The organism is Pseudomonas sp. SJZ077 (assembly GCF_007993905.1).
GTDB lineage: Bacteria > Pseudomonadota > Gammaproteobacteria > Pseudomonadales > Pseudomonadaceae > Aquipseudomonas > Aquipseudomonas mandelii.
This window is the reverse complement of record NZ_VIUJ01000012.1, coordinates 93609-120497: the sequence shown is the minus strand read 5'-3', so window position 1 is coordinate 120497 and position 26889 is coordinate 93609. Positions and strand designations below refer to the sequence as shown.

The following is a 26889-nucleotide window of genomic DNA, read 5'->3' as shown; positions in this document are numbered from 1 at the left end:
ACGAAGAACTCAAAAAAAACCTGAATCGGTTTGGAAATTAATTGGAAATTATTTCCTGACTGCCGTCATCGAGGGTCCGCACGGCCACCGGAAGGATGCTCGGCAAGGCCTTGAGCAGCGCGTCGGTGTTGTCGGCTTTGAACACGCTGGTCAGGCGCAGATTGCCCACTTTGTCGTTGCCGACCGTCAGCGGCTTCTCGCGGTAGCGCGAGACTTCTGCGGCGACATCGGCAAGGCTGGCGTTGTTGAACACCAGTTTGCCGCTGCGCCACGCGGTCAGTTCCGCCGGATTGACCGCATAAGCGGCGGCAACCACGCCTTGGGCATCGACACGAGTGCCGAGGCCGGCGGTGAGGCTGATCACATCAGGTCCCTGCCCCTGAACCTTGACCGTGCCCTGCTCCACCGCCACCCGGGTTTCGGTCAGTTCGCGGCGCACATCGAAACGCGTGCCGGTGACCGTCACCTTGCCGCTACCCGCCTCGACCACGAAGGGCCGGCGGCTGTCATGCTCGACGCTGAACAGGGCCTCGCCCTCCATCAGTTCGATGCCGCGACGGTCCTTTTCATAACGCACCAGAACGCGGCTGCGACTGTTCAGGTCGATCACCGAACCGTCGGGCAACGCCACATGACGACGCTCGCCCAAGGCAGTGGAATAGTCGGCCGTGTAGGTCGTCGGGTGATTCAACCCGCTGAACAACCCCAAGCCGAGCGCCACGGCCAGCACACTGGCCGCCACCGCATAACGCACCAGCGGCTGACGCTTGCGACGTGCCGGCGGCGTTTCGCAGAGGGCTTGCAGACGCTTGGCGGGCAGCAGATCGGCGGCCGTCCACAAGCCCTGCAGCACCTGGAATTCGTCGCGATGTTGGGGGTGTTCAGCCAGCCAGGCTTCGAAACGCCGATACGCTTCGACGTCCACGGCCGGTTCCTGCAAACGCACAAACCAGCGCACCGCATCGTCGCGCACCGTTGTTTGCCCGCACGCACAATCACGAGTATCCATCATGGAAGTTCCTGTTTGGCTGGGGATGAGAAAGCGCGGCCGATCATGGGTGCAGTCCGTCGAGGCGGTCGCGCAGATGCCGCAAGGTGCGGATCATATACTTTTCCACCATGTTCTTGGACAGACCCAGGCGTTCGGCGATTTCCGCCTGGGTCAGGCCTTCGATCTTCTGCCAGACAAAGACTTTTCGGCAGTTGACCGGCAGCTCGCAGAGCGCCCGTTCGATGGAATCAGCCAACTGGATCGCCTGCATGAAATGCTCCGGGTCGCCGGACGAAGACCCACTGTGATCAACCGCCTCCGACTCCATGGCGCCCCGCCGATCCTCACGCCGATAACCATCCACCGCGATATTGCGCGCGGTCTGGTGCAAATAGGCCCGAGGTTGTTCCACCGCCGACGAATCGGACTCAAGCACCCGCACGAAGGTGTCGTGCGCCAGGTCCTCGGCCTGCTGACGATTTCTCAGGCGACGGGTCCAGGTGCCAACCAACTCTTCGTAATGCTCGAAAAAGCCGTGTCTGCGGGGCAACTTGGGGGTCATTGCAGTGTGCTGTGGAGACGGGGCGTGAATAGTAATGCTTCCTATTAATGGGAAGCAATGGATTCCACATTGGGGGGGGGTTGCCGTTAGTCACCCAAAGGAGCATTTCAAATCAGAATTGATTTTGTGGCGAGGGAGCTTGCTCCCGCTGGGTTGCGCAGCAGCCCCAAGATTTTCGCAATGCATGCAAATCTTGTGAGTGCTGCGCACTCAAGCGGGAGCAAGCTCCCTCGCCACAGGGGCGGTGCTTACTGGGGCACGTCGACGTTATCCATCATCCGGTTCACCGCCAGTTCCGCTTGCATGATGATCTGCTGGATGCCCAGCGCCGTATGCCGATGCGGGCCTTCCAGGTACGCCGCGAAATCAGCAGTCATGACGCTGGCCGAGGCCAGTGATTCGCAGGTGTGCGCCAGCAGGTCTTCGTCTTTGATGTCCGGTGCAATCATGAACATGGTGCTCGGTTTTCGAATGACCGGGATTTTGAGGGCGGCGGGGTTGAGGTAATGGTCGAGGGCGCGTTCGGCGGCTTCGTGGAGCTTCTTTGAATCGAGTGATTCGTAGGGGGATGCCGGATCAGTGTCTGGCGGTTTTGGAGTAACTTTGCACATATGCCTTTCTTCCTTAATGGGCAGCCACACCTCGCTACTAATACAAGGGGTGGCGGCTGTACGCAGGTTAGTAGACCGGGGAAAGAAGGCAAAGCCGGCGCGCCCGAGGGCGCCCTGCGCACAGCCACCATCAGGGACAGGCATTGGAACACCTGTCTGACAGACGCTTGTGCAGCCTTCAAACCTTCGGGCTACTAAACCCGATCACTGGGAATCAGTGACGGGGACCAAGTTACCGAGGGGGTCCAAAGCGCACAAGCCGGCGGATTCTGGCGTAGTCGTAGGCAATGGCGCAAGGCGCTGTAGCTTTCAGGAAGTAACCTTAAACGCCTTTAAACATGTACGCCAAACAGGCAGCAGACTCACTCCCACAGTTGACCGAGTTGTCGGACGAACGCTGTTACCGGTGATGTCACCAGAAGCAGTAAACCAGCGTCACGGCAGCGGCAATACCAAACGCTCCCAGCGCCTTTACCGGCAAGTATCCGGTCAATCGTTGCAAGGACGCGTCCGACAGCACTTCGTGGTCATCGCGGTGGGGCATGATCGCCCAGTAGGTGTATCGAAAGCCGATCAACAAAAACAGCAAGATCACGCCCAAGGCCAACCCGCGAGTGATAGCCGGCTTGATCAAAGGCGCAGGGGTGTCTTCCAGGCAGGCGGCACTGTCAACTTCCACCACGGTGATTCGCCCGAAATCCGTGGCGGGTCGCTGTTCGCCTTTAAGGATCGACGCCTGTTGTTCCAGATCCAGCGCCTGATATTTCCAGAGCGTTGATGACCCTTCCCGGCAGTAGGTGAACGCTGCAGGGTTGGAGGCGGCAATAATGCACGCGTCATTGATGCCGATTTTTTTCAGGGTCTCGACAGCCGGTCGTGTGAAGTCCAGGTCGAGGACAGGAATAATCCCGGTGGCAGACACCGCAGTCGAAACCAACAAGCTCCCGGTAGCGCAGAGGGCTGAAATTTTCAAGGTTGGATGCCCCTTGTTTTGCACTGTTTTTGTTGTTTGAGCGCGGCTGCAACCTGCCTTCCGACGTCTAAAATTCTAGTTGAACCTCGATGACCTGCGACCAATCGACCCTCAAATCTGGCCGAAAAAATCTGCTTCCCGGCCATACAAACGGCTGCGACGACTTTCAGAGTGCATGGATGACGATTGAGAAGTTCAACGAAGACCTGCGCCAGGCCCGCCTCGAACTGACCGTCGCAACGGCGGCCGTCATGGAGCTGGTCCGCTCGGGCAAGGCGTTCGGGGATGAATGGGACGCTGCGGTCGCGCGCGAGCGCAAAGCCTTTCAGAAAATGCATTGGGTGCTGGATAGCCCCTTGGCTCCCCAGGTAGATAAAAAGTCAGATCCGTAGTGGTTCGAAGACCCGGTTAATTGCTCATACCTACTTCTATGGTGATGCCTTGTGGGAGCGGCTGGCGGTTGGATCAGTGCTTGCGCAGCCACTCGATAAACAGCGCAAACAATTCCGACTGTGAACCGATGTTCAACTTCAGATAAAGGTTCTTGCGGTGCATGCGCACCGTCTCCGGCGAGATGCTCATCTGGCTGGCCGTGGATTTCACCGAGTGCCCCCGCAGCACCATGTGCGCCACTTCCCGCTCGCGCTCGGTCAGCAAGTCGCAGCCGAACTGCTCGAATGCAGACTGCACACGTTGTTTGAGATCGTCACGCACGCCCTCATTGACGGCGCTGAGCTGCAAGCCCCGGCGGCTGAACTCGCTGATGAATTCGCGCACCAGCGGCTCAACCGCCCGCAGCAGGTTCAGCTGTTCAAGCCGCAGACTTTCCCCGCCGAAGCCTTGAAACAGGCTCACCGACACCTGGGTGTCATGGCCGGTATCGACAATGTAAAAACTGTCCTCCGAACTCCCGGCCTTCAAGTAGTAAGTCTTGTAGTACTCACTGTCGAAGAAGTTGTCCGGGGCAATGTCCTCCAGGTGATAAAACCCTTCGGCCAGCCCCTGCTCCACCGCCAGGCAAAACGGGTCGAGCAGGTAGCCCCCGGAAAAATAGCGGTCGATGATCGACTCCCGGTATTTTTCCGGGATGCCCCGCTGATACAACAATTGTGGCGGGCGGTCCTTGTGTTCCAGGCTGATCATCACCGATTCGATAGCCACCAGATGCCCGAAGGCCGACGCCAAAAAGCTTAGCGCGTCGGGCTCATCGATATGGGCGAAGGCCTGGCGCATTTCGCCGTGCCATTTATGCAAGGCGCCGAAGGGCAAGGCGATCAATGTGTCATCGTTTGGTTTGCTCATGCCCCGCAGTCTAGCGGGTGAACCGGCACCTGATAACCGCGGATTCGACGAACTCATTGGCCGAAATACAGGCCGTTCTGCTCAAGTTCGCCCGCCACTTCAAGAATGCACACCCGCAGGGTCTCGACGATTTCATCCACTTGAGCGCACGACAGGATCAGCGGCGGCGACATGACATTGAGGTGCATGATCGGCCGCACCAGCAGCCCCCGGGCCTGCGCCCTGGAGTGAATCATCTCGCCGATATTGATCTCGTCGGCGAACAACGCCTTGGTGCGTTTATCGGCCACGAACTCCACGCAGGCCATGAACTTCTGACAGCGCACATCGCCCACCAGCGGCAAGTCGCTGAGTGTGGCCAGACGCTGTTCCAGATACGCGCCGACCACGTCGACATGCTCCAGCAGGTGTTCGCGCTCGATGATCTCGATGTTTTTCAGTGCCGCCGTGCAGCAGACCGGGTGGCCGCTGTAGGTGAAGCCGTGGGTGAAGCAACGGCCCTTGCCGGGCTCGGCAATCACTTTCCAGATACGGTCGGAAAAAATGCACGCGCCCAACGGCAAGTAAGCCGACGTCAGCCCCTTGGCCGTGGTGATGATGTCCGGCTGAACATCGAACACCTCATACGAGGCGAAGAACTTGCCCAGGCGCCCGAACGACGTCACCACCTCGTCGGCGACAAACAGAATGTCGTAGCGCTGGCAGACTTCCCACATGCGTTTCAGGTAACCCTTGGGCGGAATGATCACGCCGCCGGAGCCCATGATCGGCTCGGCAAAAAAGCCCGCGACCTTGTCTGCGCCGATGGACAGGATCTTGTCTTCGAACTCCTTGATCAGAAACTCGAGAAACTGCGTCTCGTCCATGCCATCCGGCGCCCGGTAAGGATTTGGGTTGGAGACGTGGTGAATCTTGTCGTTGGCGTAATCGAATTCCGGCACACGGTCGGCGGCCTTGTTGCCGATCGACATGGTCAGTGTGGTCGAGCCGTGATACGCGTTGAAACGGGCGATGACGTGCTTCTTTTCCGATTTGCCACGGCAGTTCTGATAGTACTGAATCAACCGGCAAGCGGTGTCCACGGCAGTGGATCCGCCGGTGGTCAGGAACACGTGATCGAGGTCACCGGGGGCAAGGCTGGCGAGTTTCTCGCATAACTGGATGGCGACGTTATTCGACATGTCGGAAAACGGGTTCGAGTACGCCAGTTGCCGGACCTGGTCGGCAATCGCCAGCGCCATTTCCTCTCGGCCCAACCCAATGTTCGTGCACCACATGCCGCCCACCGCATCGAGAAAGCGGTTGCCCTGGGTGTCGTAAATATAAGCGCCGTCACCGGCCACAATGTTCAGCGCGCCCTGCTCGGCGTGTTCGTCGAACATGTGATAGCCGTGCATGTAGTGGGCTTTATCGGCTTTGAGCAAATGGGCGTTATCGACGCTCGACAGCATTTTCTGAGTTGGAGTAGCCATACAAAAACCTCAAACCAAAATGGGTAAACGATCAAATCCCGCTCTTCACCGTGCTCCAGACCCGGGTCATGGCACGCATCTCTTTTGCATCCTGGGTTTTCTGCGGAAACAACCGCTGGCGGGTTTCGTCATCGGGATAAATCGCCGGGTTATTGCGCACATCGGCGTGCACTAACGGTGTGGCCGCCGCATTGCTGTTGGCGTAGTGAATGAAGTCCGTCACGTCGGCCATGACTTGTGGCTGCATCAAGTAATCGAGGAACGTGTGGGCGTTGGCCACGTGGGGCGCATCGGCGGGGATGTACAGGTTGTCGAACCAGATCAGCGAACCTTCCTTGGGAATGAAATAGGCCAGCTTGATCTTCAGTTTGGCTTCTTCGGCGCGAGCCATGGCGGTCGCGTAATCGCCGGACCAGGTCATGGCCATGCACACATCGCCATTGGGCAGGCTGGTCAGGTAGTTGACCGAGTCGAACTTGCGGATGTACGGCCTGACCGACAGCAGCAAATCCTGGGCGGCCTTGAGGTCCTCCGGCGCGGCGCTTCGCGGGTCGCGTCCCAGGTACTTCAAGGCCAGGGGAATGACTTCCGTCGGCGCATCGACCAGGGTCACGCCGCAATCGGCGAAGCGCGAGACGATTTTGGGGTCGAAGATCATCGCCAACGAGCCAATCGGCGCGTCCGGCATGCGCTCCTTGATTTTGTCGACGTTGTACGTGATGCCATTGCTGCCCCAGGTATAGGGCGCCGAGTACAGCGTGCCTGCATCGAACCCCTGCAAGTCCTGCAAGACTTTCGGGTCCAGGTTGGCCCAGCCTGGCAGCAACTTTTTGTCGAGCGGCTGGAACACTTTGGCTTTGATCAGCGGTGGTGCGAGGGAAGCGTTCAACACCACCAGGTCATAGCCGGAGTGACCGGTGAGTAACTTGGCCTGAACCGTTTCATAGGCATCAAAGGTGTCGTAGATCACCCGGATGCCGGTGGCTTTCTGAAAGTCGGCAATGGTTTTTTCGCCAATGTAATCCGCCCAGTTATACAGCCGCAGCGTGTGGCTATCGTCCACTTCGGCGCCGTGGACGGCTGCCGACAGCGGCACAATCAACGCACCAAGCATCACCAAGAAGGCCTTGCGCATAGCAAATTCACCTTATCAAGCGAGTTCCGATCTGGATGAGCGGATGAATCCACTATTGGTCGATTCAGCCAACCGCGCCATACCCCGAATGGGTGTGTGAGCCGGTTTGTGGCGCTCGCGACGGCCGACATGGCAAAAAGCGGCAGTTTCGTTGACTGGTTTTGTCATAGATCCGGCGCCGGTCCCGCGCTTAGAGTGCCGTTCATAGCGATCACCCAGGGCACGTACATGAACGACCTGATCAAACAAGAACGAAACGAAGGTGTACTGACGCTCACCTTTGACCGCCCCGACAAGCTCAACGCGCTGAATAATCGCATGTACACGCAGCTGGCCGATCTGTTGCTGGCCGCTGATGAAGACGCTGAAATCGGCGTGATCATTGTCACCGGTGGCGACACCTGCTTTACCAGTGGCAACGACCTGGCGGACTTTCTCCAGCATCCGCCGACCGATCTGGATAGCCCGGCGTTTCGCCTGATGCGCGTGGTGATCCACCTGCAAAAACCGTTGATCGCGGCGGTCTGCGGAGCGGCCATCGGCATCGGCACCACCCTGCTGCTGCATTGCGATCAGGTGCTGGTCACGCGCAATGCCCGGTTGCGCATGCCGTTCGTGAACCTGGGCCTGTGCCCGGAGTTCGGCGCCAGCCTGCTGCTGCCGCGCCTGCTCGGTCATGCCCGGGCGGCGCGCTTGCTGCTGTGGGGCGACAGCCTGGACGGTGCCGCCGCCGTCGCGTGCGGATTGGCCAACGAACTGTTCGACGACGGGCCACAGTGCCTGGCGGCCGCCGAGCGCATGGCTCGTCGCCTGCTGGCGCTCCCCCAGGAATCCCTGCGTCAGACCCGGCAACTGCTCAAGCAGACATCGATGCCGGAACTGCAAGCCACCATTCGCCAGGAGAACTTGCTGTTCATCAAGCGCCTGACCACCCCTGAAGCGCAGGCAGCGTTGAACGCACTGGTTAATCGCAGCACTGAAAAGAACCCATCTACAGGAAAGCCTTCATGAACACCCCAGACGTATTTGTTGTCAGCGCCGCACGCACCGCCATCGGCTCCTTTGGTGGCTCGCTCAAAGATGTCCCGCTGGCCGATCTGGCGACCACGGCCGTCAAGGCCGCCCTGGAGCGCTCCGGCGTGGACCCGGCGCAAATCGGCCATCTGGTGATGGGCAACGTGATCCCGACCGAGACCCGCGACGCGTACATTTCCCGGGTCGCCGCGATGAACGCCGGTATCCCCAAGGAAACCCCCGCCTACAACGTCAACCGCCTCTGCGGTTCCGGCCTGCAAGCCATTATCAGCGCGGCCCAGACCTTGTTGCTGGGCGACGCCGAGATTGCCATCGGCGCCGGTGCCGAGTCCATGAGCCGCGGCCCGTACCTGATGCCGTCCGCCCGTTGGGGCGCGCGCATGGGCAACGTCCAGGCCATCGACTACATGCTGGGCATCCTGCACGACCCGTTCCATGGCATCCATATGGGCATCACCGCCGAAAACATCGCCGAGCGCAACGGCATCACCCGCGACATGCAAGACGCCCTAGCCCTGGAAGATCAAAAACGCGCGGCGTTCGCCATCGCCAATGGCTACTTCAGTGAGCAGATCGCAGCGGTCGAAATCCGTGGCCGCAAGGAAACGACGCTGTTCAGCATCGACGAACACCCGCGTTCCACTTCCCTGGAACAACTCGCGCAGATGAAGCCGGCGTTCAAGAAGGACGGTTCAGTCACGGCCGGCAATGCCTCGGGCCTGAACGACGGCGCTGCGGCACTGGTCATGGCCACCGGCAGCGCGGTGCAGGTCAACAACCTGCGCCCGCTCGCTCGCCTGGTCAGCTATGCCCACGCCGGTGTTGAGCCAGAACTGATGGGCCTGGGCCCGATTCCCGCCACGCGCCTGGCACTCAAACGCGCAGGCCTGACCGTGGCTGATATGGACGTGATCGAAGCCAACATCGCCTTCGCCGCCCAGGCCTGTGCGGTCAGCCAGGAACTGGACCTAGACCCGGCCAAGGTCAACCCGAATGGCTCGGGTATTTCCCTCGGTCACCCAGTGGGCGCGACCGGCGCAATGATTGCCACCAAAGCCATTCACGAACTGCAGCGCATCAACGGACGATATGCGTTGGTGACCATGTGCATTGGCGGTGGTCAGGGAATTGCGGCGATTTTTGAGCGAGTTTGAGTGTTAGCGCGATGTCCGGTGCAACGCCGGGCATCGCTGCTGCTTGATGATTTCCTTCGGCAACTGGTCGCAATCCATCAATCCCGCCCCTTTCCCACGCCCTGGATTAACTCCCAGAACACGTCGCCGTGCCGTGCGGCCAACATTCCCCAGGTCCGTATCGAGGAATTGGTGGGTTATCTACTTCAATCTCGGATTACTTGCCTTCGCTTTCGGTAATGAAGCCGATGATGCTGACACCACCGCGCATAATGTCTTCAGCAATGGCCTTGCGCGCCTTGGCCGGCTTTTTCTCGCGCAGGGCTTCGATCAGTACCAGATGCTCGTCGGCACCGATGTAGGTGTTATGCCCCTTGGTGTAAAACAGATTGAGGATCGGCCCCATGGAAACCCACAACCCTTCGATCTGGGCAGTCAGCATGTCCATTGCCGCCAACCGGTAGACCGTGAAGTGGAACTCACGGTTGAAATGCATTGCTTGCGGACCGTCGTTGGCTTGGTCGGCTTGTTGAAAACTGGCATGCAGTTCTTCCAGCCGAGTCAGGTCCTGCGGCGTAACGTTGCGCGTGGCGAGCTCAGCGGCCAGGCCTTCCAGTGCGATGCGGATCGTGCGCACCTCCAAATACCGGCTCATGGTCAGCTCCGGAACCATGGCAAAACGGCCCGAACGCAACTCGAGACCGCGCTCGCTGACCAGCCTCAGGCAGGCTTCGCGGACTGGGGTGACGCTGGTGCCAAGCTTGTCGGCCAGGTCTTGCATGACCAGCCGCTCGCCGGGCCGGAAGTTGCCGGCGATCAGTCCTTCGCGAATGGCGTAATAGGCGCGGGCGGACAGGTTGCCTTGTTCCAGCGGTTGAATCTGCACGGTCGAACTCCTGGATAATGCTTTTTATTGCGCAGCCTGTCGGGGTTGCGCCAAAAATCTGAAATACATTGTCTTATATCCTATAAGTAACACTCAACCTCGCTCTACAGCGGTTTGGGAATCATATGCAGAAAGAGCGGCACTGCGCGTGCCGCTCTCCGTTGCTCGGCCTAGCGAATCAGCGCCTTGAGGGTGTTTTCGATGACGTCGAGGCTTTCATCGAGAATCTTTGTGGTATGCGAGGTCGACAGGTACAGGCGCTTGAGGGGTAATGGCTGAAAAATCATCCGCTGCTCGATCAAACGCTTGCGAAACGCCAGGTCCAGCGCGTCATCGTTGCGCAACAAATCACGGTACTGGCTGTACGGCCCCTCGAAAAAGTACATCAGCCAGACCGACCCATATCCGGCACTTTGAGCGGGAATGCCCAGCCGCTGGATAATGCCGTCGAGCTGCCCGCGCAAATAGTCGCCCATGGCGAACAGGCGTTCGTAGACGCCTTCGCGAGAAAGCTCCTCGATGGTCGCCAGCACCGCCGCCAGCGTCGATGGCGTTCCATTGAACGTTCCGCCCATGAACACGCCCCGGTCGCCCGACTGCCCTACGCGCTCCAACAGATCCCGACGGCCGGCGACCAAGCCCACGGGATAACCTGATGAAGCCGCCTTGCCGAAGGTTGCCAGATCCGGTGTCACGCCGACGATCGACTGATAGCCGCCCAGCGCATGACGAAAGCCGGTGATGACCTCATCGAAAATCAGAATCACGCCGTGCTCGACGGTCAATTGCCGAAGCGCCCGCAGAAATGCCGTCGATGCCGTCACCGAGCCCATGTTGTGGGCAATCGGTTCGACGATGATCGCCGCGACCTCCCCCGGATTGGACTTGAGGTAACGCTCCACCGCCTCGGCATCGTTATACGGAAGGATGATCGTGTACTGCGCGGCATCCAGCAGAATACCGTCAGACATCGGGTCGAAACTGTCCATGCGCTCACGGGATGTCTGGCCGTTCATCGCCACATAGTCGTGCCAGCCGTGATATCCGCCCTGGAATTTTATGATCCGTTTGGCGCCGGTGACGGCCCGCGCCAGGCGCAAGGCGTGATAAGTCGCTTCGGAGCCGCTGTTGCAAAACGCGACCTGCTCGGCGCAGGGAATGCACTCGACCAGCGCTTGCGCCGTCTCGACTTCCAGATCGGTAATGCCGGCGCCGATCAGGTCAAGGCGTTCGCTGACGTGTGCAACCTTTTGACGAATCGCCTGATTGCCGTGCCCGAGCACATGCGCGCCGAAACCACAGTGGAAATCGGTATGACGGTCGCCGTTGGCGTCGTACAGATACGGACCTTCTGCACGAACAAACGCATAAGGCTGACCGAGTTTGCGGCTCGGGCTCAGATGGCCGCCCGGCAACACCTGCCGAGCCCGTTCATGCAAGGACTGATTGGCGTCAAGCAACATGATCGACTCCTGGGGCAAGTGCCTCCCGGGCAACGGCTTCAATACCCACGGCATCCAGCCGGTAATGGCGATAGAGATGGGTCGGCGGGGCAATGAGGCTGTATTCATCTTCGATCCCGTGACGCCGCAAACGCGTCCCTTGACCCGTGTCGGCCAGCACTTCCGCCACAGCACCGCCCAGCCCTCCCAGCACGTTGTGTTCTTCGACGGTCATCAACAACCCGCTTTCGCCCGCCGCATGCAGCACCGCATCACGATCCAGCGGTTTGATGGTGTGCATATCGATCACCCCGACCGATAAACCACTGGCGCGCAAGGCCTGCGCGGCTTCCAGCGTCGGGTGAAGCATGCTGCCGGTGGCGATCAGGGTCAGGTCACTACCCCGCTCATGAACGATGGCTTTGCCAAACTCGAACACCACGTCATCGGGGTAAACGTTAGGTTCCTGGCCCCGACCAATACGGAAGTAAATCGGTTGCGAATGGTTGATCGAGGCACGTATCGCCGCCGCCAACTGTGGGCCATCGGCGGGTGCGACGACCGTCAGATCAGCGATGCTGCGGGTGATTGCCAGGTCTTCGGTGGCGTGATGCGAGGTGCCATAGAAACCGAGGCTGATTCCCGAATGGTGTCCGATCAGCCGCACCGGAAGTGCGCTGTAGGCCACATCCATGCGAATCTGCTCGCAGCAGAGCAAGGCCAGGAATGAAGCGAATGTCGCCACAAACGGCATGCTCCCGGTGGTGGCAATGCCCGCCGCCGCGGTGACCATGTTTTGCTCGGAGATACCGAACTGGATAAACAGTTCGGGGTGGCGCTGAGCGAAGCGACTCAAGCCGTTGGAGTACTGGAGGTCAGCGGTGCCGACGGCGATCTTGTGACCGGCGTCAACCAGGTCGATCAACGCATCAGACAAATAGTTCAGGCCGGGGGCGCGAGCGTTGATCTGCCGGTACTGCCAGGTATCGGCGCTGACGGGCGAGCTCATTGCACACCTCCTTTGGATTTGATTTCTTCGATAGCGAGCAATTCGTCTTCCTCGGCCAACCAGCCAAGATGCCAGCCGGGCTCGGTTTCCATGTACTCGACGCCTTTGCCCTTGACGGTCAAGGCGATCACGCAGACAGGCTTTTCGCGTTGCGTATCGGCTTTCAGCTGGCGCAACAGACGAGCCACGGCGGCGACGTCATGCCCGTCGACCTCATGCACGTCCCAGCCGAAAGCGCGCCATTTGTCGCCCAGCGGTTCAATTCCGATGATGTCGTCGACCTTGCCGTCGAGCTGGTAACCGTTTCGGTCGATGATCGCGATCAGGTTCGATGTTTTGTAATGCGCAGCCGCCATTGCCGCTTCCCAGACCTGGCCTTCATGCATTTCGCCGTCGCCAAGCAGCACATACACATCGAACGGATTGTTCTGCAGCCGTCCACCCAACGCCATGCCCAGTCCGCCGGACAATGCATGACCAATGGAACCGGAACTGAAATCGACCCCCGCGACCTTGCGCATATCCGGGTGATCACCTAACGGATTACCCAGGCGCGTATAGCCGTCGAGCAGCGCCTTGTCGAAAAAGCCCCAGTCCGCCAGTAACGGATACAGCCCAACTGCGGCATGTCCCTTGCCCATCAAGAAGCGATCACGACCTGGCCACTTGGGCTCGCCGTGGCGCAAGCGCATGGCGTCGTAATACAGCGCCGAGAAAATTTCAGCACAGGAAAACACCGAGGTGTAGTGCCCCACCTTGGCGATGGAAATCAGGCGCACGGTTTCCAGGCGTACAAACAGCGCGCGCTCTTTGAGGTGGGCGATGTGCCCGGGACTCAGGTCCTCGACCGGAACGGGAATGGGGGGTGGAGCGGCTATCGACATGGCTGCATTTCCTGAATGGTTGTTAGAAAGGCGACCGCTCTCACGGCCTCCTTCTTACAACTTATAAGATATATATTGCAACAACAAGCCGTTGGCGTTATTTTTTCCAACAGGCAGAAATGCCCCGGCCAGACTAGGCCGAATTTTGCGATCTTATAAATTATATTGATTTCAGCTCTCGGAGATGCCACTCGTGCCGCACGAAAACACCCCCGCAGCCAGCGTTCTGGCCCAGGCAGATCAACGCTTTCACCTGCACTCGCAGACCAACCTGCGGCGCCATCAACAACAAGGCCCGATGGTCATCGAACGCGGAGATGGCATCCACGTCATCGACGAACACGGACAGCGATACATTGAAGGAATGTCCGGTCTCTGGTGTGCCAGTCTGGGGTTTTCCAATCGTCGACTGGCCGACGCCGCACAACGCCAGTTCGACGTGCTGCCCTACTACCACACCTTCAATCATCGGGTTCCAGCGGTGACGGCACGCTTAGCCGAACGCATCGCCACCCTCGCGCCACTACCGGATGCGAGAGTGTTTTTTGCCTGTTCGGGCTCGGAAGCGAACGACTCGATGATCAAAATGTCCTGGGCCTGGCACCGGGCGCGGGGCAATACGCACAAGCGCAAAATCATCGCCCACCAGAAAGGTTTTCATGGCTCCACGGTGATGGGGGCGACGCTGTCCGGGTTGCCAAACATGCACGCTGCATTCGGCTTGCCGCTGGACCAGGTGATTCATGTCGAGTGCCCCCATTACTACCGTAATGGCTTGCCCGGTGAGTCTGAGGCCGCCTTCTGCGAACGCTTGGTCGCCGACTTGCAGCGACGCATCGAGGCTGAAGGAGCAGACACCATCGCTGCCTTCATCAGCGAACCTGTCATGGGAGCCGGCGGCGTGATCGTCCCGCCATCCGGCTATTTTTCCGCGGTACAGGCACTGCTGGCCCGTTACGACATTCTGATGCTGGCCGACGAAATCATTTGTGGCTTTGGTCGTACCGGTCAGTGGTTCGGCCATCAGACGATGGGCTTTGCACCCGACATGATGGCTTGCGCCAAAAGCCTTTCGGCGGGCTATCAGCCAATTTCCTGCACCGTGGTCAGCGGCCCGGTCTACCGAGTGCTTGAAGAACAGAGCCAGCAACTGAACGGCTTCGGACATGGCTTCACCTACTCCGGGCACCCGGTGGCCGCCGCCGTCGCCCTTGAGACGCTATCCATCTACCAGGAGCTGGACATCCCTGCCCGCACCCGCCAGTTGGGTGAGGTTCTGCACGGCGAACTGGCGCCACTGTTCGACCACCCTCTGGTTGGCGAAATCCGCGGCATCGGGCTGGTTGCGGGTCTGGAACTGGTGGCTGACAAGTCATCGCGACGCTCGTTTTCGGCGCAGGTGGCGATCGGCGCGCAGGTCGAACTGGCGGCACGCAAGCACGGCCTGATCGTGCGCAACATGGGCGATTCAATCGCCCTGGCGCCACCTTTCATTATTGAACCGACACAGCTGCGCGAACTGGTCAGCCGCCTGACGGACGCGCTGAACGACGTCAATCACGCCACGGGACACTGCTCATGAATAGCCTCGCCCATTCCCTCGACTCATCCGGTGCGTTGATCGACCTCAACCATGTGCAAAAGAGTTATGACGGCAAGACGCTGATCATCAAGGACCTGAATCTCTCCATCGCGCAAGGAGAATTCCTGACGCTGCTCGGTGCGTCCGGATCGGGCAAGACCACCACGCTGATGATGCTTGCCGGCTTCGAAACCCCGACCCGCGGCGAAATACGCATGATGGGCAAACCGATCCAGAACGTCCCGGCACACCGACGCGGCATGGGCATGGTATTCCAGAACTACGCGCTGTTTCCGCACATGACCGTGGCCGAGAACCTGGCTTATCCATTGAAAATGCGCGGACTCAATCGCATCGAGGTGCAGAGCAAGGTCAAGCGTGCGATCGAGATGGTCCAGTTGCATGACATGCAGCAACGGCGCCCCACGGAGTTGTCCGGCGGCCAGCAGCAACGCGTCGCCCTTGCCCGCGCCATGGTATTCGAGCCACAGGTCATCCTGATGGACGAACCGCTCGGCGCTCTCGACAAGAACCTGCGCGAGCACATGCAGTACGAAATCAAACAGTTGCATCGAAGACTCGGCGTCACGGTGGTGTACGTGACCCACGATCAGGGCGAAGCCTTGACCATGTCCGACCGGGTAGCCGTGTTTCATCAAGGTGATATTGCCCAGATCGGCGATCCGGTTTCGCTGTACGAGCATCCTGAAAACGCTTACGTGGCCACGTTTATCGGTGAAAACAATGTATTGCGCGGGAGTCTCGTTGCACGCCATGGGCATGAGGTCGAGGTCGCACTTGACGCTGGTTTCGAGGCCCGTGGCATGGGCGTGACGGTGCCAATCGGCGCCTCGAAAAAAGTCGAGCTGCTGATCCGTCCGGAGAACATCCGACTGTCCCCGATCAATCAGAACAGCTATCAGGCAACTCTGGCCGACCGTGTCTACCTGGGCGATCACCTGCGCATTCACTTGAAACTGGACAACGACGACATGCTGATTGTGAAAACCGCCAACGATGAGGCCATCAAGGGCTTGAACAACGGTCAGCGCATCTGTTTTAGCTGGCGCCCCGAAGACGCGCGGGTTTTCGCGCAGGGTTGAGCACCGCTCCGCGCCTGACCCAAAACCCTTGTCACCACCGAAACACACCACACCCACAACAATAAGAAGGTCATCACTATGCACAGTTTCGATCACTCGACCTGAGCCGCTTTCCTGCCGGTACACCCGCTAATCCCTATTTGCTTTTCCTTCAGCAGGAGAGTTGCACCATGCACTCACATTCAACACGCTTGGCCCTTGTACTCACGCTGGCACTGACCGGCCCCCTCGCCCAGGCCCGCGACCTGACGGTGGTCGGTTTCGGTGGCGCCACGCAGGAGGCTTTCGACAAGGCCTGGTTCAAACCGTTTGCCGCGCAAAGCGCCAAACCGGTGGTTCAAGACAGCTACGGCGGCGGCCTGGCGAAACAGAAAGCGATGGTCGAGTCAGGTAATCCCACGTGGGACCTGGTGCAGATGGACCAGAACGAAATGGAATTGGCCTGCGAACAGGGCCTGCTCGAAGACCTGGATCACAAACAATTGAAGAATGCGCCCGAGGTTAATCCCGAGGCCTTTTCGGAGTGCGGTGTGGGGGCGTTTGTTTGGTCCGAAGTGATGACCTACGACCCGAAAAAATTTGGCGCCGACGGCCCGAAAAGCTGGGCTGATTTCTGGAACGTCCAGAAATGGCCAGGCAAACGCGGCTTGCGCAAACAGGCACGCATGACCCTGGAAATTGCCTTGATGGCCGACGGTGTCGCACCGGCCGACGTCTATAAATTGCTGGCGACCCCGGCGGGACAGAACCGTGCATTTGCCAAACTGGACCAAATCAAACCCTACATCCAATGGTGGGAAACCGGCGCTCAGCCGCTGGAATGGCTGGCCGCCGGTAACATCGCCGTGAGTGCCGCCTACAACGGCCGGATCGCCATCGCCAATCAACAGGGAAACCATTTTCCACTGATCTGGCAGCAACAGCTGTACAGCATGGACTACTGGACCATCATCAAGAACACCCCGAACAAAACCGCCAGTTATCAACTCCTCGACTACATCCTCGGTGCCAAGGCCCAAAGCGATTTCGCCCACGCGATTCCTTACGGCATTGTCAACAGCAAGGCCATAGCGGCCATGGATGAGAAGACGGCCAGCGCGTTGCCCAACGCCCCGGCCAACATGAAAGATGCCCTGCTGCTCGATACACCGTTCTGGGTCAACTACGAGGAAGACCTGATGAACCGGTTTACCCGCTGGGTCGCACAGTAAACAGGCCTCAAGACCGCGCCGCCGATGACGGAGGCGCGGTTCGAGTATGGTTTTATCAAGGTGGGTTTCACTATGTCCGTTTCCTCAATAGATGCACCGGCTTGCGTCGACACGCTGGCCGTCGCCCATTATCAATCCAGTCGCCGCAAGCGCTGGGTTTCGATGCTGCTACTCTTGCCGCTGCTGGCTTACACCTGTGTTTTCTTCGCTCTGCCGATCGGCATGATGTTCTACCGGGCCGTCAGCAATCCCGAACTGCTACAAGCGTTCCCCACGGCCATCAGGACGATGGTCGACGAGCCGGCGAAGGATTCAACGGCGCTGCCAACTGACCGGGTGTTCGATGCGCTCGAGCAAGACTTTATCAACGCCCCGAGCAATGCAGTCATTGGTGAGGCGGCACGACGCCTCAACTACGAGAACAGTGGTTATCGCTTCCTGGTCATGAACACCGCACGGACCTACAGAACGCCGCTGGCGAACCCGGAAAGCCAGAGCGCCCGAGAGCGTTTGGCCGCCATCGATGAACGCTGGATTTCACCACAGGTGTGGGAGGACTTTCGCCGCGCGTCCCCGGCCTATACGCCGTATTACCTGCTGGCCGCCCTGGACTTGAAGCAAACGGATCAAGGTGTCGCGCCGGTCGAAGAAAGCCAGCGGGTGTACCTGGACTTGACCTTCAAGACCCTGAAAATCGCCCTGATAGTCTCGCTGTTGTGTCTGTTGCTGGGCTTTCCGTTTGCCGCGTTGATGGTCAAGGCTTCACCGGCCCTGCAAGTCTTGCTGTTTCTGGCGGTCATGCTGCCGTTCTGGACCTCGTTGCTGGCACGAACCACGGCCTGGATCGTGGTACTGCAGGACAAAGGCATCGTCAACACGTTACTGCTGCGCTTCGGCCTGATCGATCACCCGCTGCCGATGATTTTCAACCTGTCGGGTGTGTACATCGTGATGGTGCACATCCTGCTGCCGTTCAGCGTGCTGCCGCTGTACAACGTGATGAAAAATATCCCGCCCCATTTCATGCGCGCCTCAGCCTCACTCGGCGCTCATCCCATACGCGGGTTCATGCAGGTCTACTTGCCCCTGACCTTGACGGGGATCGGTTCCGGCACCCTGCTCACGTTCATCGTCGCGGCGGGTTACTACGTGACGCCGACCCTGGTGGGCAGTGCCCGCGAACAGATGCTTGGCTATTTCATTGCGTTCTATACCAACACCACCGTCAATTGGGGCATGGCCTCGGCACTCGGGCTGGTGCTGATTTCCTGTGTCATGGTCATTTACCTGCTGGCCGCGCGCCTGGTGGGTATTCGCCAGATTGCCGGCCTGCGCTGAAGGAGCTCCCATGAACCATTTCATACAGGCTTACCTCGCCCGCAAGGCTCATGTGTTGTTCGGTCTATTGATGAGCATTTTCATGATCGCACCACTGTTGGCGGTGGTACCGATTTCATTCAGCAGTGGCACGTTCCTCTCCTACCCGCTCCCGGGACTCTCCCTGCAATGGTATGAACGGGTATTCACCAGCGGTCCCTGGATGCAAGCGCTGAGCAACAGCCTGTGGGTCGGCATCGCCTCGACACTGCTGGCGACATTGCTCGGAACGCTGGCCGCGCTGGCCTTTGCACGCCGCAACCTGCCAGCCGCCAGCGGAATGCTCGGCCTGCTGATTTCACCGATGATTTTCCCACCTGTGATCTCCGGGCTGGGCATGTATTTTCTCTTCGGCAAACTGGGCCTGACAGGTACTTTGTTCGGTCTGATTCTGGCCCACACCGTCCTGGCCACGCCTTTCGTCCTGATCAGTGTTGCCGCCAGCCTGCAGGGTTTCGACATGACCTTGCTCAAGGCCGCCGCCATGTCCGGCGCCTCACCTGTTCGGGCCTTCGCGGGTATTGCTTTGCCAATCATCGCACCTGGTGTGATATCGGGCGCACTCTTCGCCTTCATGACATCGTTCGATGAAATCGTCGTGGTGCTGTTCATCGGCGGCCCCAGCCAACGGACCTTGCCCCGGCAAATGTTCGATGGCATACGCGACACCATCGACCCCTCGATTCTCGCCATGTCGACATTGTTGCTACTGGTGGGCATTGTCGGGCTGATGACCACTACCTGGCTGACCTTGCGAGCACAACGCAACGCCCGCCAACTCAAGGAGCAATAACCTATGAGCATGTACATCGTGACCGGCGGCACCCAGGGCATCGGTGCCGTCACCGTAGAGCAGTTAATCGGCCAGGGCATGTCAGTGGTGTTCACTGGACGTGACGTCGATGCGGGAGAGCAGCTGTCCCAGCGCCTGCCGGGCAGCACGTTCGTGGCGGGCGACGTGCGGCAAGAGGCCGACTGTCAACGCGTCGTCTACCGCGCACTGGAACTGGGTAACGGCTCCTTGCAAGGTCTGGTCAACAACGCCGGCATGGCCGGGCGCAAGGCGCTCACACAGACCTCACAACTGGAATGGGACACGATGTTCGAGGTCAACACCCGCTCGGCATTTTTCTTCATCAAGCACGCCTTGCCCGGCTTGCAGGCGGGTCATGGAGCGGTGGTGAATGTGTCGTCGATCGCCGGCAAGACCGGCGAAGAGGGACTGGCCACTTACTGCGCCAGCAAGGCGGCCTTGATTGGCATGACGCAGGCGCTGGCCCTGGAATATGGCGCAAGCGTACGGTTCAACGCGGTGTGCCCCGGTCAGATCGCCACGCGCATGATGGACGCGATCATGAAGGACGCACCTCGTCTGGCTGCCCTGACCGCAAGGATTCCCGTAGGCCGCCTGGCCGCGCCCGAAGAAGTGGCCCAGGCGATTTGCTGGTTGCTGTCGCCAGCGTCCAGCTACGTCAACGGTACGGTGTTGACGGTGGACGGTGGTGAAACGGCAGGGCTGAGAACCCCTCCGAGTCACGCACCGCAAGTTTCCCGCTAACAATCAAATGGGGAAGCGAGCGTGCTCGCTCCCACAGGGAAGGCGGAGCCTAGATGTTTTTCTCGTCGATCCCAGCTTGTAACGATTGGCTGTCGTAATGACCGCCCAGGGTGACCGGACCGAGTTTGACGCTGTGCTCACCCGGGGTTGTAACGACCGGTTTACCGGCTTCACCCGCTGCCTTTTCAGGCAAATCCAGACCGGCGTTGACCCCGTAATCACGGTTGCTCACGGTGGCAGTGGTGACTTTGGAACCACCGAGACCCACGCGGCCGTCAGTCGATGCAATCCGTGCACCGCTCAGTTGCGTGGCGCCGCCCACCTTCAGATTCACACCCTGGCTGCCACTGATACCGGAAGCCTGGCCGACGCTGTCCTTATGCGCGTAACCGCCATCTAGTTTCATTGTCGGCTTGTAGTCAGTCCCGCCCGGTTTGGTGTTCTCGGCCACTTTGTCCTTGTCGGCTGGTGCAGCCTTCTTGCCTGTCAGGCCGAGGTCAACATCAACCTTGGCGCTAGTCTGGCTGTCCTGGCGACTTTCCACGCTCAGGTCACCGCCGACCTTGCCGCTGACGGTCGTCGCATCAATCCGCGCACCCGCCAGACGAGTATCACCCACGCTGTTCAACACCACGTTGTCAGCCTTGATCTGGCTGTTCTGCTGGATCGTGCCTTGCAGGTAATCCACGCCGACCTTGGCCCCGGCATTGAAGCCGTGATCACTTGTGGCGACGTGCTTTTCATCCGCGACGACCGGTGTGCTGTTGCTCAGGTTGCCGCCGGCATTCAGTGCCACATTCCAGTTTGTGCGGTTCTGTGTGGACTCGGCCGACGCCTGGAGGATGCCGCCGCTCTGCGCATCGAGGCTGACGCTCGGGGCGCTGACCTGGGTGCCTTGCAGGTGGATCGCGTCACCACCGAGGGCGATGTTGCCCTGGCTGTTGAGCTGTCCACCGGTCAAAGTCCGTGTCGTTTCGTTGACCCGACCGATGTTGAAATTGCCGCTCACGTTGCCGCCCTGGTCAGCACTTATCTCCGTGCTGGTTTTGCTGCCGCCCACCTTGAGGCCGCCGCCGAGGTTGCTGCCGGTCGCGGTGTGGGTGTCGGTTGCCGCTTGCAGATCGAGTTGGCCGCCAGCCTTCAGGTCAATGCCGCCCCGCGTGTCGACCTTCGTCCCTTGCAGGATCTGATCGCCACCGCTGCTCAACAGCACCGGACCTTTACCCTGAATACTCGACACCTGCGCCTGGCTGTCCCGGGTTTGTTTGCCGGTGTGATCGAGCTGGAAACCCGCACCCAGATCGACATTGGTGCCGTTGGTGCCCGGTGCAGTGCCGACGTTCAACGAGCCGTTGCCGCGTAGGCTGGAGGTGTCGTTGCTCTGGCGGTCAGTGGCCTGATTCAGCGCCAGGTCACCGCCGGTCTTGATCGAGACACCGCCCTGCCCGCCATCGAAATGGCTGCCTTCGAACTGGCCATCGCCACGCAGATTGATGGTCACCCCTTTGCTGCCGGCATAGCTGCCGACGACAGCAGTGGACGTGTCCTTGCGCGTCTGGCTGCTGCCACCCGCACCGCTGCCGGCGACGTTCACGTCCTCACCGGTCTTGGTGTAGACCCGCACATCAGCCTTGGCGTCCAGCGCCTGATCGGTCCTGCGGTGGGTGTTATTCGCGGCGGTCGCCACCAAGGTATCGGCGTTGATGTTGACCTTGCCCGTGCTCGCTTGGTACTGAGTGCCCTGGTCCTGCAACGTCCCGGCCACGTTCATCTCCACGGTGCCGCCCTTGAACTGGCTGACCACGGCGGTGCTGGTTTGCTCGGTGTGGCTGGCGTTCTGATGACCGATCGCAACGCCGATGCCGACGTTGGGTTGACCGAGGTTGGCCAGCGCATCCTTGTCCGGCACCTTGCCGGCCAGCACATCCTTGACCGCTCCGGCGATCGGCCGGGCGATGTCCTTGTACTCGACGTTGGCGCCGATGTCCGCTGACCAGTTGCTGTCTTTGTGGGTGCTGCTGTCGGTGTTGTGCGCAGCGCGATTGTCTACCTCGACGGCAGCGACATTCAGGCCTTTGCCGGCATCCAGACGCGCGCCTTCGGTGGTCAGTTTGCCGGTGTTGATGTTCAGGTTGCCGCTGCTCTGCACGCTGCTGGTTTGCGCGGTGGTTGTGCCAGTGGTGTCTTGCGAGGAGGTGTGCGCGAAATCGATGCCACTGCCGGCGCGGTCGAGGCCGCCGGTGTAGTAGAAGCCGCCGCTGGTGCCGGTTTTATCGGTCGAGGTGCTGTGGCTGTTCTGCTCGGCCAGCAGCGAGACGTTCTTGCCGGTCAGCGTCGCGTCGCCGTGTGTGGCGTTGACCTCGGCGCCTTTGAGCGTCAGGTCGCCGCCCGCCGCCAGTTGCACAGTGCCGCCGCTGAGGCTTGAGCCCTGCTGCTTGATGTCGTTGCCGGTCACGGTTTTCTGCTTGTCTTCGTAATGCACACCGGCACGATACTGCCCGGCGTCCGGGCTGTTTTCCCTGGCGTAGGCATCGAAGCCACGCGTCTCGGTGGTTGTGCTGCTGTCGCGAGTGTCTTGCGCGGAATGCACCTTCACATCCCCCGCCGCGTCAGCACTCAGGTTGCCGCCAGCCTTGACCGTGGAACCGGCCACCTCAATGTCCTTGGCGCTCTTGAGCCCAAGGTTGCTGTCCGAGGTCAGCTCGCTGCGCACTGTGCTGCTGTCCTTGGCGTTCTGCCGGGTTTCGTCCTTGGTGATGCCGAAGAACTTGCTGTCCTTGTCGTGGCTGTTGGTGTGAGAAGTGTCCTGTACGCCATCGATCACCAGCGAACCCTTGTCGCTGATGACGCTCGATTCGGTGCCGCCGCGCACCTGGCTGCCGCTGATCCGCACGTCGTCCGCCTTGACGATCAACTTGCCGGCCGCGTTGATTTTGCTGCCCTGGTTCTGGGTCTTGCCCTGATCGGCGTCGCCGGTCTTGCCAAAGAAACCGCCGCCCACCAGATCGCCCGAGTAACGGTTGTCGCTGGTGCGCTGAGTGCGGCTCGCACTGGTGATTTCCACCTGTTTGCCCGCGAGGTGGATGTCAGCGGCGCTGCTCAACTCAGCCCCTTCGGAACGCAATAACGCGGCGGTCTGCAGGGCGATGTTGCCGCCCTCCAAGTGGCTGGTGATGCTGCGCTGCTCTTCGCTGCTGGTGTTCCAATCGGCTTTCCACAAGTGTTTACGGTGGTTGCCCTGATCGGTCTGGGTGTGGCTTTCGGTGGCGGCGCTCAGGCGTAAATCGCCGCCGCTTTGCACGCTCAGATTGCTCGCCGCTTTGACCTTGGCCGCTTTCAGTTCAGTGTCACCCGCGGACGACAATTGCGCGTCGCGGCTGGCGAGAATCTGGCTGCCGTGCTGGCGTGAATCGCTGTCGGTCTGCGTGCGGTCGTAGGTTTCCCAAGTGATGCCGATGGTGCTGTTGTTCCAGTTTTCGCGCTTCTCCTGGAGACGGCGGCTTTCGACGGTGCTCAAGGTCAAGTTGCGTCCGGCGTCGAGTTTGACGTCGCGGCCACTGACGTCGGCGGCGGCCAGGGTCAGGTCCTTGCCGCTGTGCAAGCGGACGTCACCCTGGCTGCTGCGAACGCCTGCCCGGACCACTTCGAGGCTGTCGGGAACGGCTTGGCCACTGATGCTCAAATCCCCTGCCGAGCGAATCTGCACGTCCTCGCGACCCGCGACCTGCACCGGCCCGACCCGCACGCCGGCGCCTTCAGCGGTGCTGACGATGTTGATGCGCCCCGCTTGCATGGCGCCAAACAGGCTGGCGTCGATGCGGTGGTCGGTGGTGTTGCCGGCCGGGTCCACGGTTTTCACCTGGCCCGAGGCGTAATCCACCTGATTGCGGCCGACGGTGAGGTTCAGTTGATCTCGAGCGTTGAGGCTGCCCTGGCTGTCGATGCGCGGGGCGATCAGGTTGATCGAGCCCTCACGGTTTTGCAGGCCCGCGCCCTGAATCTGCAACGTCCCGGTGGCCTCACGGGTGCTCAGGGCTTGCAGCTTGCCGTCGTTCAATTCGGGACGGCCGACCACGAGATTGGCGTTCGGTGTGTTGATGAAACTGCCGCCGTTCACCGAGATGCCGTTGGGGTTGGCCAACACATAATCGGCGGCGCGGCCGAAGATTTCCTGGGCACCGTTGATGGCCGAGGCGTTGCGGCTGACCACTTCGTTGAGGATCACGCTCGCGGCCTGGCCCTGGAGCTGCGGGTTGGCGGCCAGTTGCCCGGCGAGTTGGGATTGCCCGGCCTGCAAGGCGTTGTTCAACACCAGGCCCTGGCGATCGACGTTGTAATCGAGGAACTGGTTATGCGACAGGCCCGAGCCGTTGGGTGCAACGATATTGACGATCGGCACGCCGCCCTGGGTTTGCAGTTGTGCGGTGCCGCCGGGGCCCGGTGCGACCACCACGCCACCCGCGAGGGCGTTTGGCAGATGGGCAAACAGGAACAGGCTGGCAATCGCCCAGCGCAGTTTTCCCCGAGGGGAAAGATGGAACGCAAATGTTTGTTCAGGCATAGGAACCTCTCAATAAAAGTGCGGCATCACGTTGCGCGTTGGGATGATTGCCGAGGCTGTCGCGCACAGGTCCGACGGCTGAATGTGTGTCGGGTGAGTCGGTGGTCATATCTGCACCCCCACGCGCATCAGCCAGGTCTCTGGCTCATGCCTTAAACCGCTGGGGGTGTTTAGGCTGCGTTGGTAATCGACGTCCACTTGCAGGTTTTTCCAGCTCAGGTTGGCCCCGGCGCTGGCCCCGCTCAGGCGTTGCTCCTGGGTGCCGTGGTCGGCCTTGATCCAGCCGGTGTCCAGCCCCAGGCGCGGGGTGACTTGCACCGGCCAATCGCTGCGCAACGGCAGGCGCAAGGTGTTGCGCCAGATCGCGCCGCTGGCACCGGACGCACTGTTGACCCGGTAACCGCGCACGGCGGAATCATCGGTGCCGAGCAGTTGTTCGATGGCCGGCAGCGGATCGGGGCTGTACTGAATGTTCAACTGGCTTTGCCACTGCCATGTCTGCTGACCAAACTGGCCGTTTCGCCATTGGCTGAGACCGGCGCGGTACTTGCGAAACTGCGCCTTGGGCAGGTCGTTGACCTGGCGCTGGGCATCGTCATCGGCACCGAACCAGCGCAGGCCCTGGGCGTAATTGACGTCCAGGTTCCACACGGCGCTGTTGAGCCAGAACAGGTTCAAACCGGCTTCGGCCACGGTCAGGGTCGGGCTCTGGATACCGAGGCGAATGTTCTCCAGATAACTGTCGACGTCCTTGTGGGCCAGTTGCAGGTTGGCGCTGAACTGATGGCTCTGATCGCGCCACAACACCCGGTCGGCGCGCACGCTGAGCTGGTCGGTGATGCCGCTGCTGTGGAATTTCAGGGTGCTGAGCTTGAACGGCGCGCGGTATTCGGCATGGCTGGCGAATACGCTGTAGGTCCAGTAACCGTAGGGAATGGCGTAGTAAAGGCTGGCGTTGCGGCTGTAGCGATCATCGCGATTGGGGGTGTCACTGGCACTCACGTTGAGCGCGTCATTGAGCTCCAGCGGACTGTCGAGGCTCAGGCTCAGGGTGTCGCGATCACGCCCGGTGCTGGCGCTGCCGAGGTTGTCGACGCCCAACCCCAACGCCCAGCGAGACTGGCCGCTGGTGCGCGAACGCAGGATGATCCGCGAGGCGCCGGGCTGCGAGCCGGGGGCTATGTCGGCCGTCAGGTCAAGCGAACGCAAGCGGTTCAACTGATCCAGGCCTTGCTCAAGATCGCGCAGGTACAGCGGCTTGCCGAGCATTCCGGGGAAGGCGCCACCGAGGGACACCGGCAGGCGCTGGTCGGCCAGTTCGATGGACTCGACGTAACCTTCATCGACCACGATATCCAGCGATTGCCCGGCGACCGGAGCGCTGCGCAGGTACGGCCGACTGGCGATGTACCCCGCGTCCACATACAGGCCGGTGATGGTCGCCAGCAGATGGTTGATCTGGCCGACGCCCATGCACGACGACAGTTGCGGCTTGATCCGCTCGTCGAGGGTCTTGCTGCTGATCAGGGTGACGCCACCGACACGCGTGCCATTTAGGGGCCAGCAGCGTTCATCGGCGGGCACACTGGCGGGGACGGCCGGCGCGACCGGCGCAGGACCAAAGCTGCCGCGCTCCAGTTGCCGGCGACGCTGCTCCAGTTGCAGCTGTTGCAGATCGCGCTGTTGCTGTTGTTGCTGGCGCAGCACTTCCTGGCCTGGGGCGGAGGGCTCTGCCGCCTGGAGTGCAGAAGCACTCAGGCTCAACAACGAAGCCAACAACAGCGTGCAAGGCGAGCAACAACGGCGAGGCACAACGCGAAACGAATACGGCACTCAACATCCCTGTCATCATCAAATGGCTTAATGCCACCCCATCAATGCGAGTGATAGTCAGATCGTTCCTACACAAATGCAAGACGCGCCCTACAACGCTTACATTTCTTAAACAATTGGTTTCCTTGTCGTTCCTGCTCGTGCCCGCTGTCATCGCCCTGACGACTGGCAACAGAAATAATTTGCCACGAAATATTACCTACGTCATATTACATTCGTAATAAAGACC

General features: G+C 60.3%; 22 protein-coding genes. 9 read left to right on the top strand and 13 right to left on the bottom strand.

Features of this window, described 5'->3' with window-relative positions; translation table 11 throughout:
• Positions 1–37: 37 nt before the first annotated feature.
• The 4 genes from FBY01_RS18770 to FBY01_RS18755 all read right to left on the bottom strand — a co-directional run bounded on the left by FBY01_RS18770 (position 38) and on the right by FBY01_RS18755 (position 3137).
• The gene (locus FBY01_RS18770) at positions 38–1012 is read right to left on the bottom strand and encodes a FecR family protein (RefSeq protein WP_145308961.1); all 975 of its coding nucleotides are present in this window, start codon (positions 1010–1012) and stop codon (positions 38–40) included.
• A gap of 40 nt (positions 1013–1052) precedes the next feature.
• Positions 1053–1553, bottom strand: coding sequence for a sigma-70 family RNA polymerase sigma factor (locus tag FBY01_RS18765; protein WP_010458519.1), 501 nt, complete (start codon positions 1551–1553; stop codon positions 1053–1055).
• A gap of 248 nt (positions 1554–1801) precedes the next feature.
• The gene (locus FBY01_RS18760; protein WP_145308958.1) at positions 1802–2164 is read right to left on the bottom strand and encodes a DUF6124 family protein; all 363 of its coding nucleotides are present in this window, start codon (positions 2162–2164) and stop codon (positions 1802–1804) included.
• A 412-nt stretch (positions 2165–2576) separates the two neighbouring features.
• Positions 2577–3137 carry a hypothetical protein gene (locus FBY01_RS18755; protein ID WP_145308956.1) on the bottom strand — a complete coding sequence of 187 codons (561 nt, stop codon included), beginning with the start codon at positions 3135–3137 and terminating at the stop codon, positions 2577–2579.
• Between the two features lie 89 nt (positions 3138–3226).
• Here FBY01_RS18755 and FBY01_RS18750 point away from each other — a divergent pair, with 89 nt between their 5' ends.
• Complete coding sequence (locus FBY01_RS18750; RefSeq protein WP_145308954.1) at positions 3227–3529, top strand: hypothetical protein; 303 nt, start codon at positions 3227–3229, stop codon at positions 3527–3529.
• Positions 3530–3602: 73 nt separating this feature from the next.
• Here FBY01_RS18750 and FBY01_RS18745 read toward each other — a convergent pair whose 3' ends face one another.
• The 3 genes from FBY01_RS18745 to FBY01_RS18735 are packed head-to-tail and all read right to left on the bottom strand — an operon-like array spanning position 3603 to position 7046.
• The gene (locus tag FBY01_RS18745; RefSeq protein ID WP_370654450.1) at positions 3603–4439 is read right to left on the bottom strand and encodes a LuxR C-terminal-related transcriptional regulator; all 837 of its coding nucleotides are present in this window, start codon (positions 4437–4439) and stop codon (positions 3603–3605) included.
• 53 nt (positions 4440–4492) lie between these two features.
• A complete protein-coding gene (locus FBY01_RS18740; protein ID WP_145308950.1) occupies positions 4493–5911 on the bottom strand; it encodes an aminotransferase in 1419 nt (472 codons plus the stop codon).
• 31 nt (positions 5912–5942) lie between these two features.
• On the bottom strand, positions 5943–7046 hold the full coding sequence (locus FBY01_RS18735; protein ID WP_010458502.1) for a polyamine ABC transporter substrate-binding protein: 1104 nt from the start codon (positions 7044–7046) through the stop codon (positions 5943–5945).
• A 228-nt stretch (positions 7047–7274) separates the two neighbouring features.
• On the opposite strand from FBY01_RS18735, the gene FBY01_RS18730 reads away from it, so the two are divergent.
• Positions 7275–8057 (top strand): enoyl-CoA hydratase, encoded by a 783-nt coding sequence (locus tag FBY01_RS18730; RefSeq protein WP_010458500.1) that lies wholly within the window; start codon positions 7275–7277, stop codon positions 8055–8057.
• Positions 8054–9235 (top strand): acetyl-CoA C-acyltransferase family protein, encoded by a 1182-nt coding sequence (locus FBY01_RS18725; protein ID WP_010458498.1) that lies wholly within the window; start codon positions 8054–8056, stop codon positions 9233–9235. The genes FBY01_RS18730 and FBY01_RS18725 overlap by 4 nt, the downstream gene beginning before the upstream one ends.
• A gap of 196 nt (positions 9236–9431) precedes the next feature.
• Here the strand turns inward: FBY01_RS18725 and FBY01_RS18720 are convergent, their stop codons facing one another.
• The 4 genes from FBY01_RS18720 to FBY01_RS18705 all read right to left on the bottom strand — a co-directional run bounded on the left by FBY01_RS18720 (position 9432) and on the right by FBY01_RS18705 (position 13435).
• Positions 9432–10100, bottom strand: coding sequence for a GntR family transcriptional regulator (locus FBY01_RS18720; protein WP_010458497.1), 669 nt, complete (start codon positions 10098–10100; stop codon positions 9432–9434).
• A 170-nt stretch (positions 10101–10270) separates the two neighbouring features.
• The gene (locus FBY01_RS18715; RefSeq protein ID WP_145308948.1) at positions 10271–11563 is read right to left on the bottom strand and encodes an aspartate aminotransferase family protein; all 1293 of its coding nucleotides are present in this window, start codon (positions 11561–11563) and stop codon (positions 10271–10273) included.
• The gene (locus FBY01_RS18710) at positions 11553–12551 is read right to left on the bottom strand and encodes a transketolase family protein (RefSeq protein ID WP_010458493.1); all 999 of its coding nucleotides are present in this window, start codon (positions 12549–12551) and stop codon (positions 11553–11555) included. The genes FBY01_RS18715 and FBY01_RS18710 overlap by 11 nt, the downstream gene beginning before the upstream one ends.
• On the bottom strand, positions 12548–13435 hold the full coding sequence (locus FBY01_RS18705; RefSeq protein WP_010458491.1) for a transketolase: 888 nt from the start codon (positions 13433–13435) through the stop codon (positions 12548–12550). The genes FBY01_RS18710 and FBY01_RS18705 overlap by 4 nt, the downstream gene beginning before the upstream one ends.
• A 193-nt stretch (positions 13436–13628) precedes the next feature.
• On the opposite strand from FBY01_RS18705, the gene FBY01_RS18700 reads away from it, so the two are divergent.
• The 6 genes from FBY01_RS18700 to FBY01_RS18675 all read left to right on the top strand — a co-directional run bounded on the left by FBY01_RS18700 (position 13629) and on the right by FBY01_RS18675 (position 20266).
• Positions 13629–15017: an aminotransferase gene (locus tag FBY01_RS18700; RefSeq protein ID WP_077748926.1), complete on the top strand. Its 1389-nt coding sequence runs from the start codon at positions 13629–13631 to the stop codon at positions 15015–15017.
• Positions 15014–16120, top strand: coding sequence for an ABC transporter ATP-binding protein (locus FBY01_RS18695; protein WP_145308946.1), 1107 nt, complete (start codon positions 15014–15016; stop codon positions 16118–16120). The genes FBY01_RS18700 and FBY01_RS18695 overlap by 4 nt, the downstream gene beginning before the upstream one ends.
• A 170-nt stretch (positions 16121–16290) precedes the next feature.
• The gene (locus FBY01_RS18690; protein ID WP_010458487.1) at positions 16291–17331 is read left to right on the top strand and encodes an ABC transporter substrate-binding protein; all 1041 of its coding nucleotides are present in this window, start codon (positions 16291–16293) and stop codon (positions 17329–17331) included.
• A gap of 72 nt (positions 17332–17403) precedes the next feature.
• Complete coding sequence (locus tag FBY01_RS18685) at positions 17404–18669, top strand: ABC transporter permease (RefSeq protein WP_010458486.1); 1266 nt, start codon at positions 17404–17406, stop codon at positions 18667–18669.
• Positions 18670–18679: 10 nt separating this feature from the next.
• Positions 18680–19501, top strand: a complete 822-nt coding sequence (locus FBY01_RS18680) for an ABC transporter permease (protein WP_010458485.1) — start codon at positions 18680–18682, stop codon at positions 19499–19501.
• Between the two features lie 3 nt (positions 19502–19504).
• Positions 19505–20266 carry an SDR family NAD(P)-dependent oxidoreductase gene (locus FBY01_RS18675; protein WP_010458484.1) on the top strand — a complete coding sequence of 254 codons (762 nt, stop codon included), beginning with the start codon at positions 19505–19507 and terminating at the stop codon, positions 20264–20266.
• A gap of 49 nt (positions 20267–20315) precedes the next feature.
• On the opposite strand, the gene FBY01_RS18670 is transcribed toward FBY01_RS18675, so the two are convergent.
• The gene (locus FBY01_RS18670) at positions 20316–24827 is read right to left on the bottom strand and encodes a hemagglutinin repeat-containing protein (RefSeq protein WP_145308944.1); all 4512 of its coding nucleotides are present in this window, start codon (positions 24825–24827) and stop codon (positions 20316–20318) included.
• 105 nt (positions 24828–24932) lie between these two features.
• A complete protein-coding gene (locus FBY01_RS18665) occupies positions 24933–26660 on the bottom strand; it encodes a ShlB/FhaC/HecB family hemolysin secretion/activation protein (RefSeq protein ID WP_145308942.1) in 1728 nt (575 codons plus the stop codon).
• Between the last annotated feature and the right edge of the window lie 229 nt (positions 26661–26889).

Bases quoted from the DNA above. Each gene is read 5' to 3' on its own strand.
- FBY01_RS18745 (WP_370654450.1), bottom strand. From the start codon at position 4,439: ATGAGCAAACCAAACGATGACACATTGATCGCCTTGCCCTTCGGCGCC.
- FBY01_RS18680 (WP_010458485.1), top strand. From the start codon at position 18,680: ATGAACCATTTCATACAGGCTTACCTCGCCCGCAAGGCTCATGTGTTG.
- FBY01_RS18690 (WP_010458487.1), top strand. From the start codon at position 16,291: ATGCACTCACATTCAACACGCTTGGCCCTTGTACTCACGCTGGCACTG.
- FBY01_RS18770 (WP_145308961.1), bottom strand. From the start codon at position 1,012: ATGATGGATACTCGTGATTGTGCGTGCGGGCAAACAACGGTGCGCGAC.
- FBY01_RS18670 (WP_145308944.1), bottom strand. From the start codon at position 24,827: ATGCCTGAACAAACATTTGCGTTCCATCTTTCCCCTCGGGGAAAACTG.
- FBY01_RS18735 (WP_010458502.1), bottom strand. From the start codon at position 7,046: ATGCGCAAGGCCTTCTTGGTGATGCTTGGTGCGTTGATTGTGCCGCTG.
- FBY01_RS18765 (WP_010458519.1), bottom strand. From the start codon at position 1,553: ATGACCCCCAAGTTGCCCCGCAGACACGGCTTTTTCGAGCATTACGAA.
- FBY01_RS18740 (WP_145308950.1), bottom strand. From the start codon at position 5,911: ATGGCTACTCCAACTCAGAAAATGCTGTCGAGCGTCGATAACGCCCAT.
- FBY01_RS18675 (WP_010458484.1), top strand. From the start codon at position 19,505: ATGAGCATGTACATCGTGACCGGCGGCACCCAGGGCATCGGTGCCGTC.
- FBY01_RS18750 (WP_145308954.1), top strand. From the start codon at position 3,227: ATGACCTGCGACCAATCGACCCTCAAATCTGGCCGAAAAAATCTGCTT.
- FBY01_RS18685 (WP_010458486.1), top strand. From the start codon at position 17,404: ATGTCCGTTTCCTCAATAGATGCACCGGCTTGCGTCGACACGCTGGCC.
- FBY01_RS18715 (WP_145308948.1), bottom strand. From the start codon at position 11,563: ATGTTGCTTGACGCCAATCAGTCCTTGCATGAACGGGCTCGGCAGGTG.
- FBY01_RS18710 (WP_010458493.1), bottom strand. From the start codon at position 12,551: ATGAGCTCGCCCGTCAGCGCCGATACCTGGCAGTACCGGCAGATCAAC.
- FBY01_RS18760 (WP_145308958.1), bottom strand. From the start codon at position 2,164: ATGTGCAAAGTTACTCCAAAACCGCCAGACACTGATCCGGCATCCCCC.
- FBY01_RS18695 (WP_145308946.1), top strand. From the start codon at position 15,014: ATGAATAGCCTCGCCCATTCCCTCGACTCATCCGGTGCGTTGATCGAC.
- FBY01_RS18725 (WP_010458498.1), top strand. From the start codon at position 8,054: ATGAACACCCCAGACGTATTTGTTGTCAGCGCCGCACGCACCGCCATC.
- FBY01_RS18730 (WP_010458500.1), top strand. From the start codon at position 7,275: ATGAACGACCTGATCAAACAAGAACGAAACGAAGGTGTACTGACGCTC.
- FBY01_RS18705 (WP_010458491.1), bottom strand. From the start codon at position 13,435: ATGTCGATAGCCGCTCCACCCCCCATTCCCGTTCCGGTCGAGGACCTG.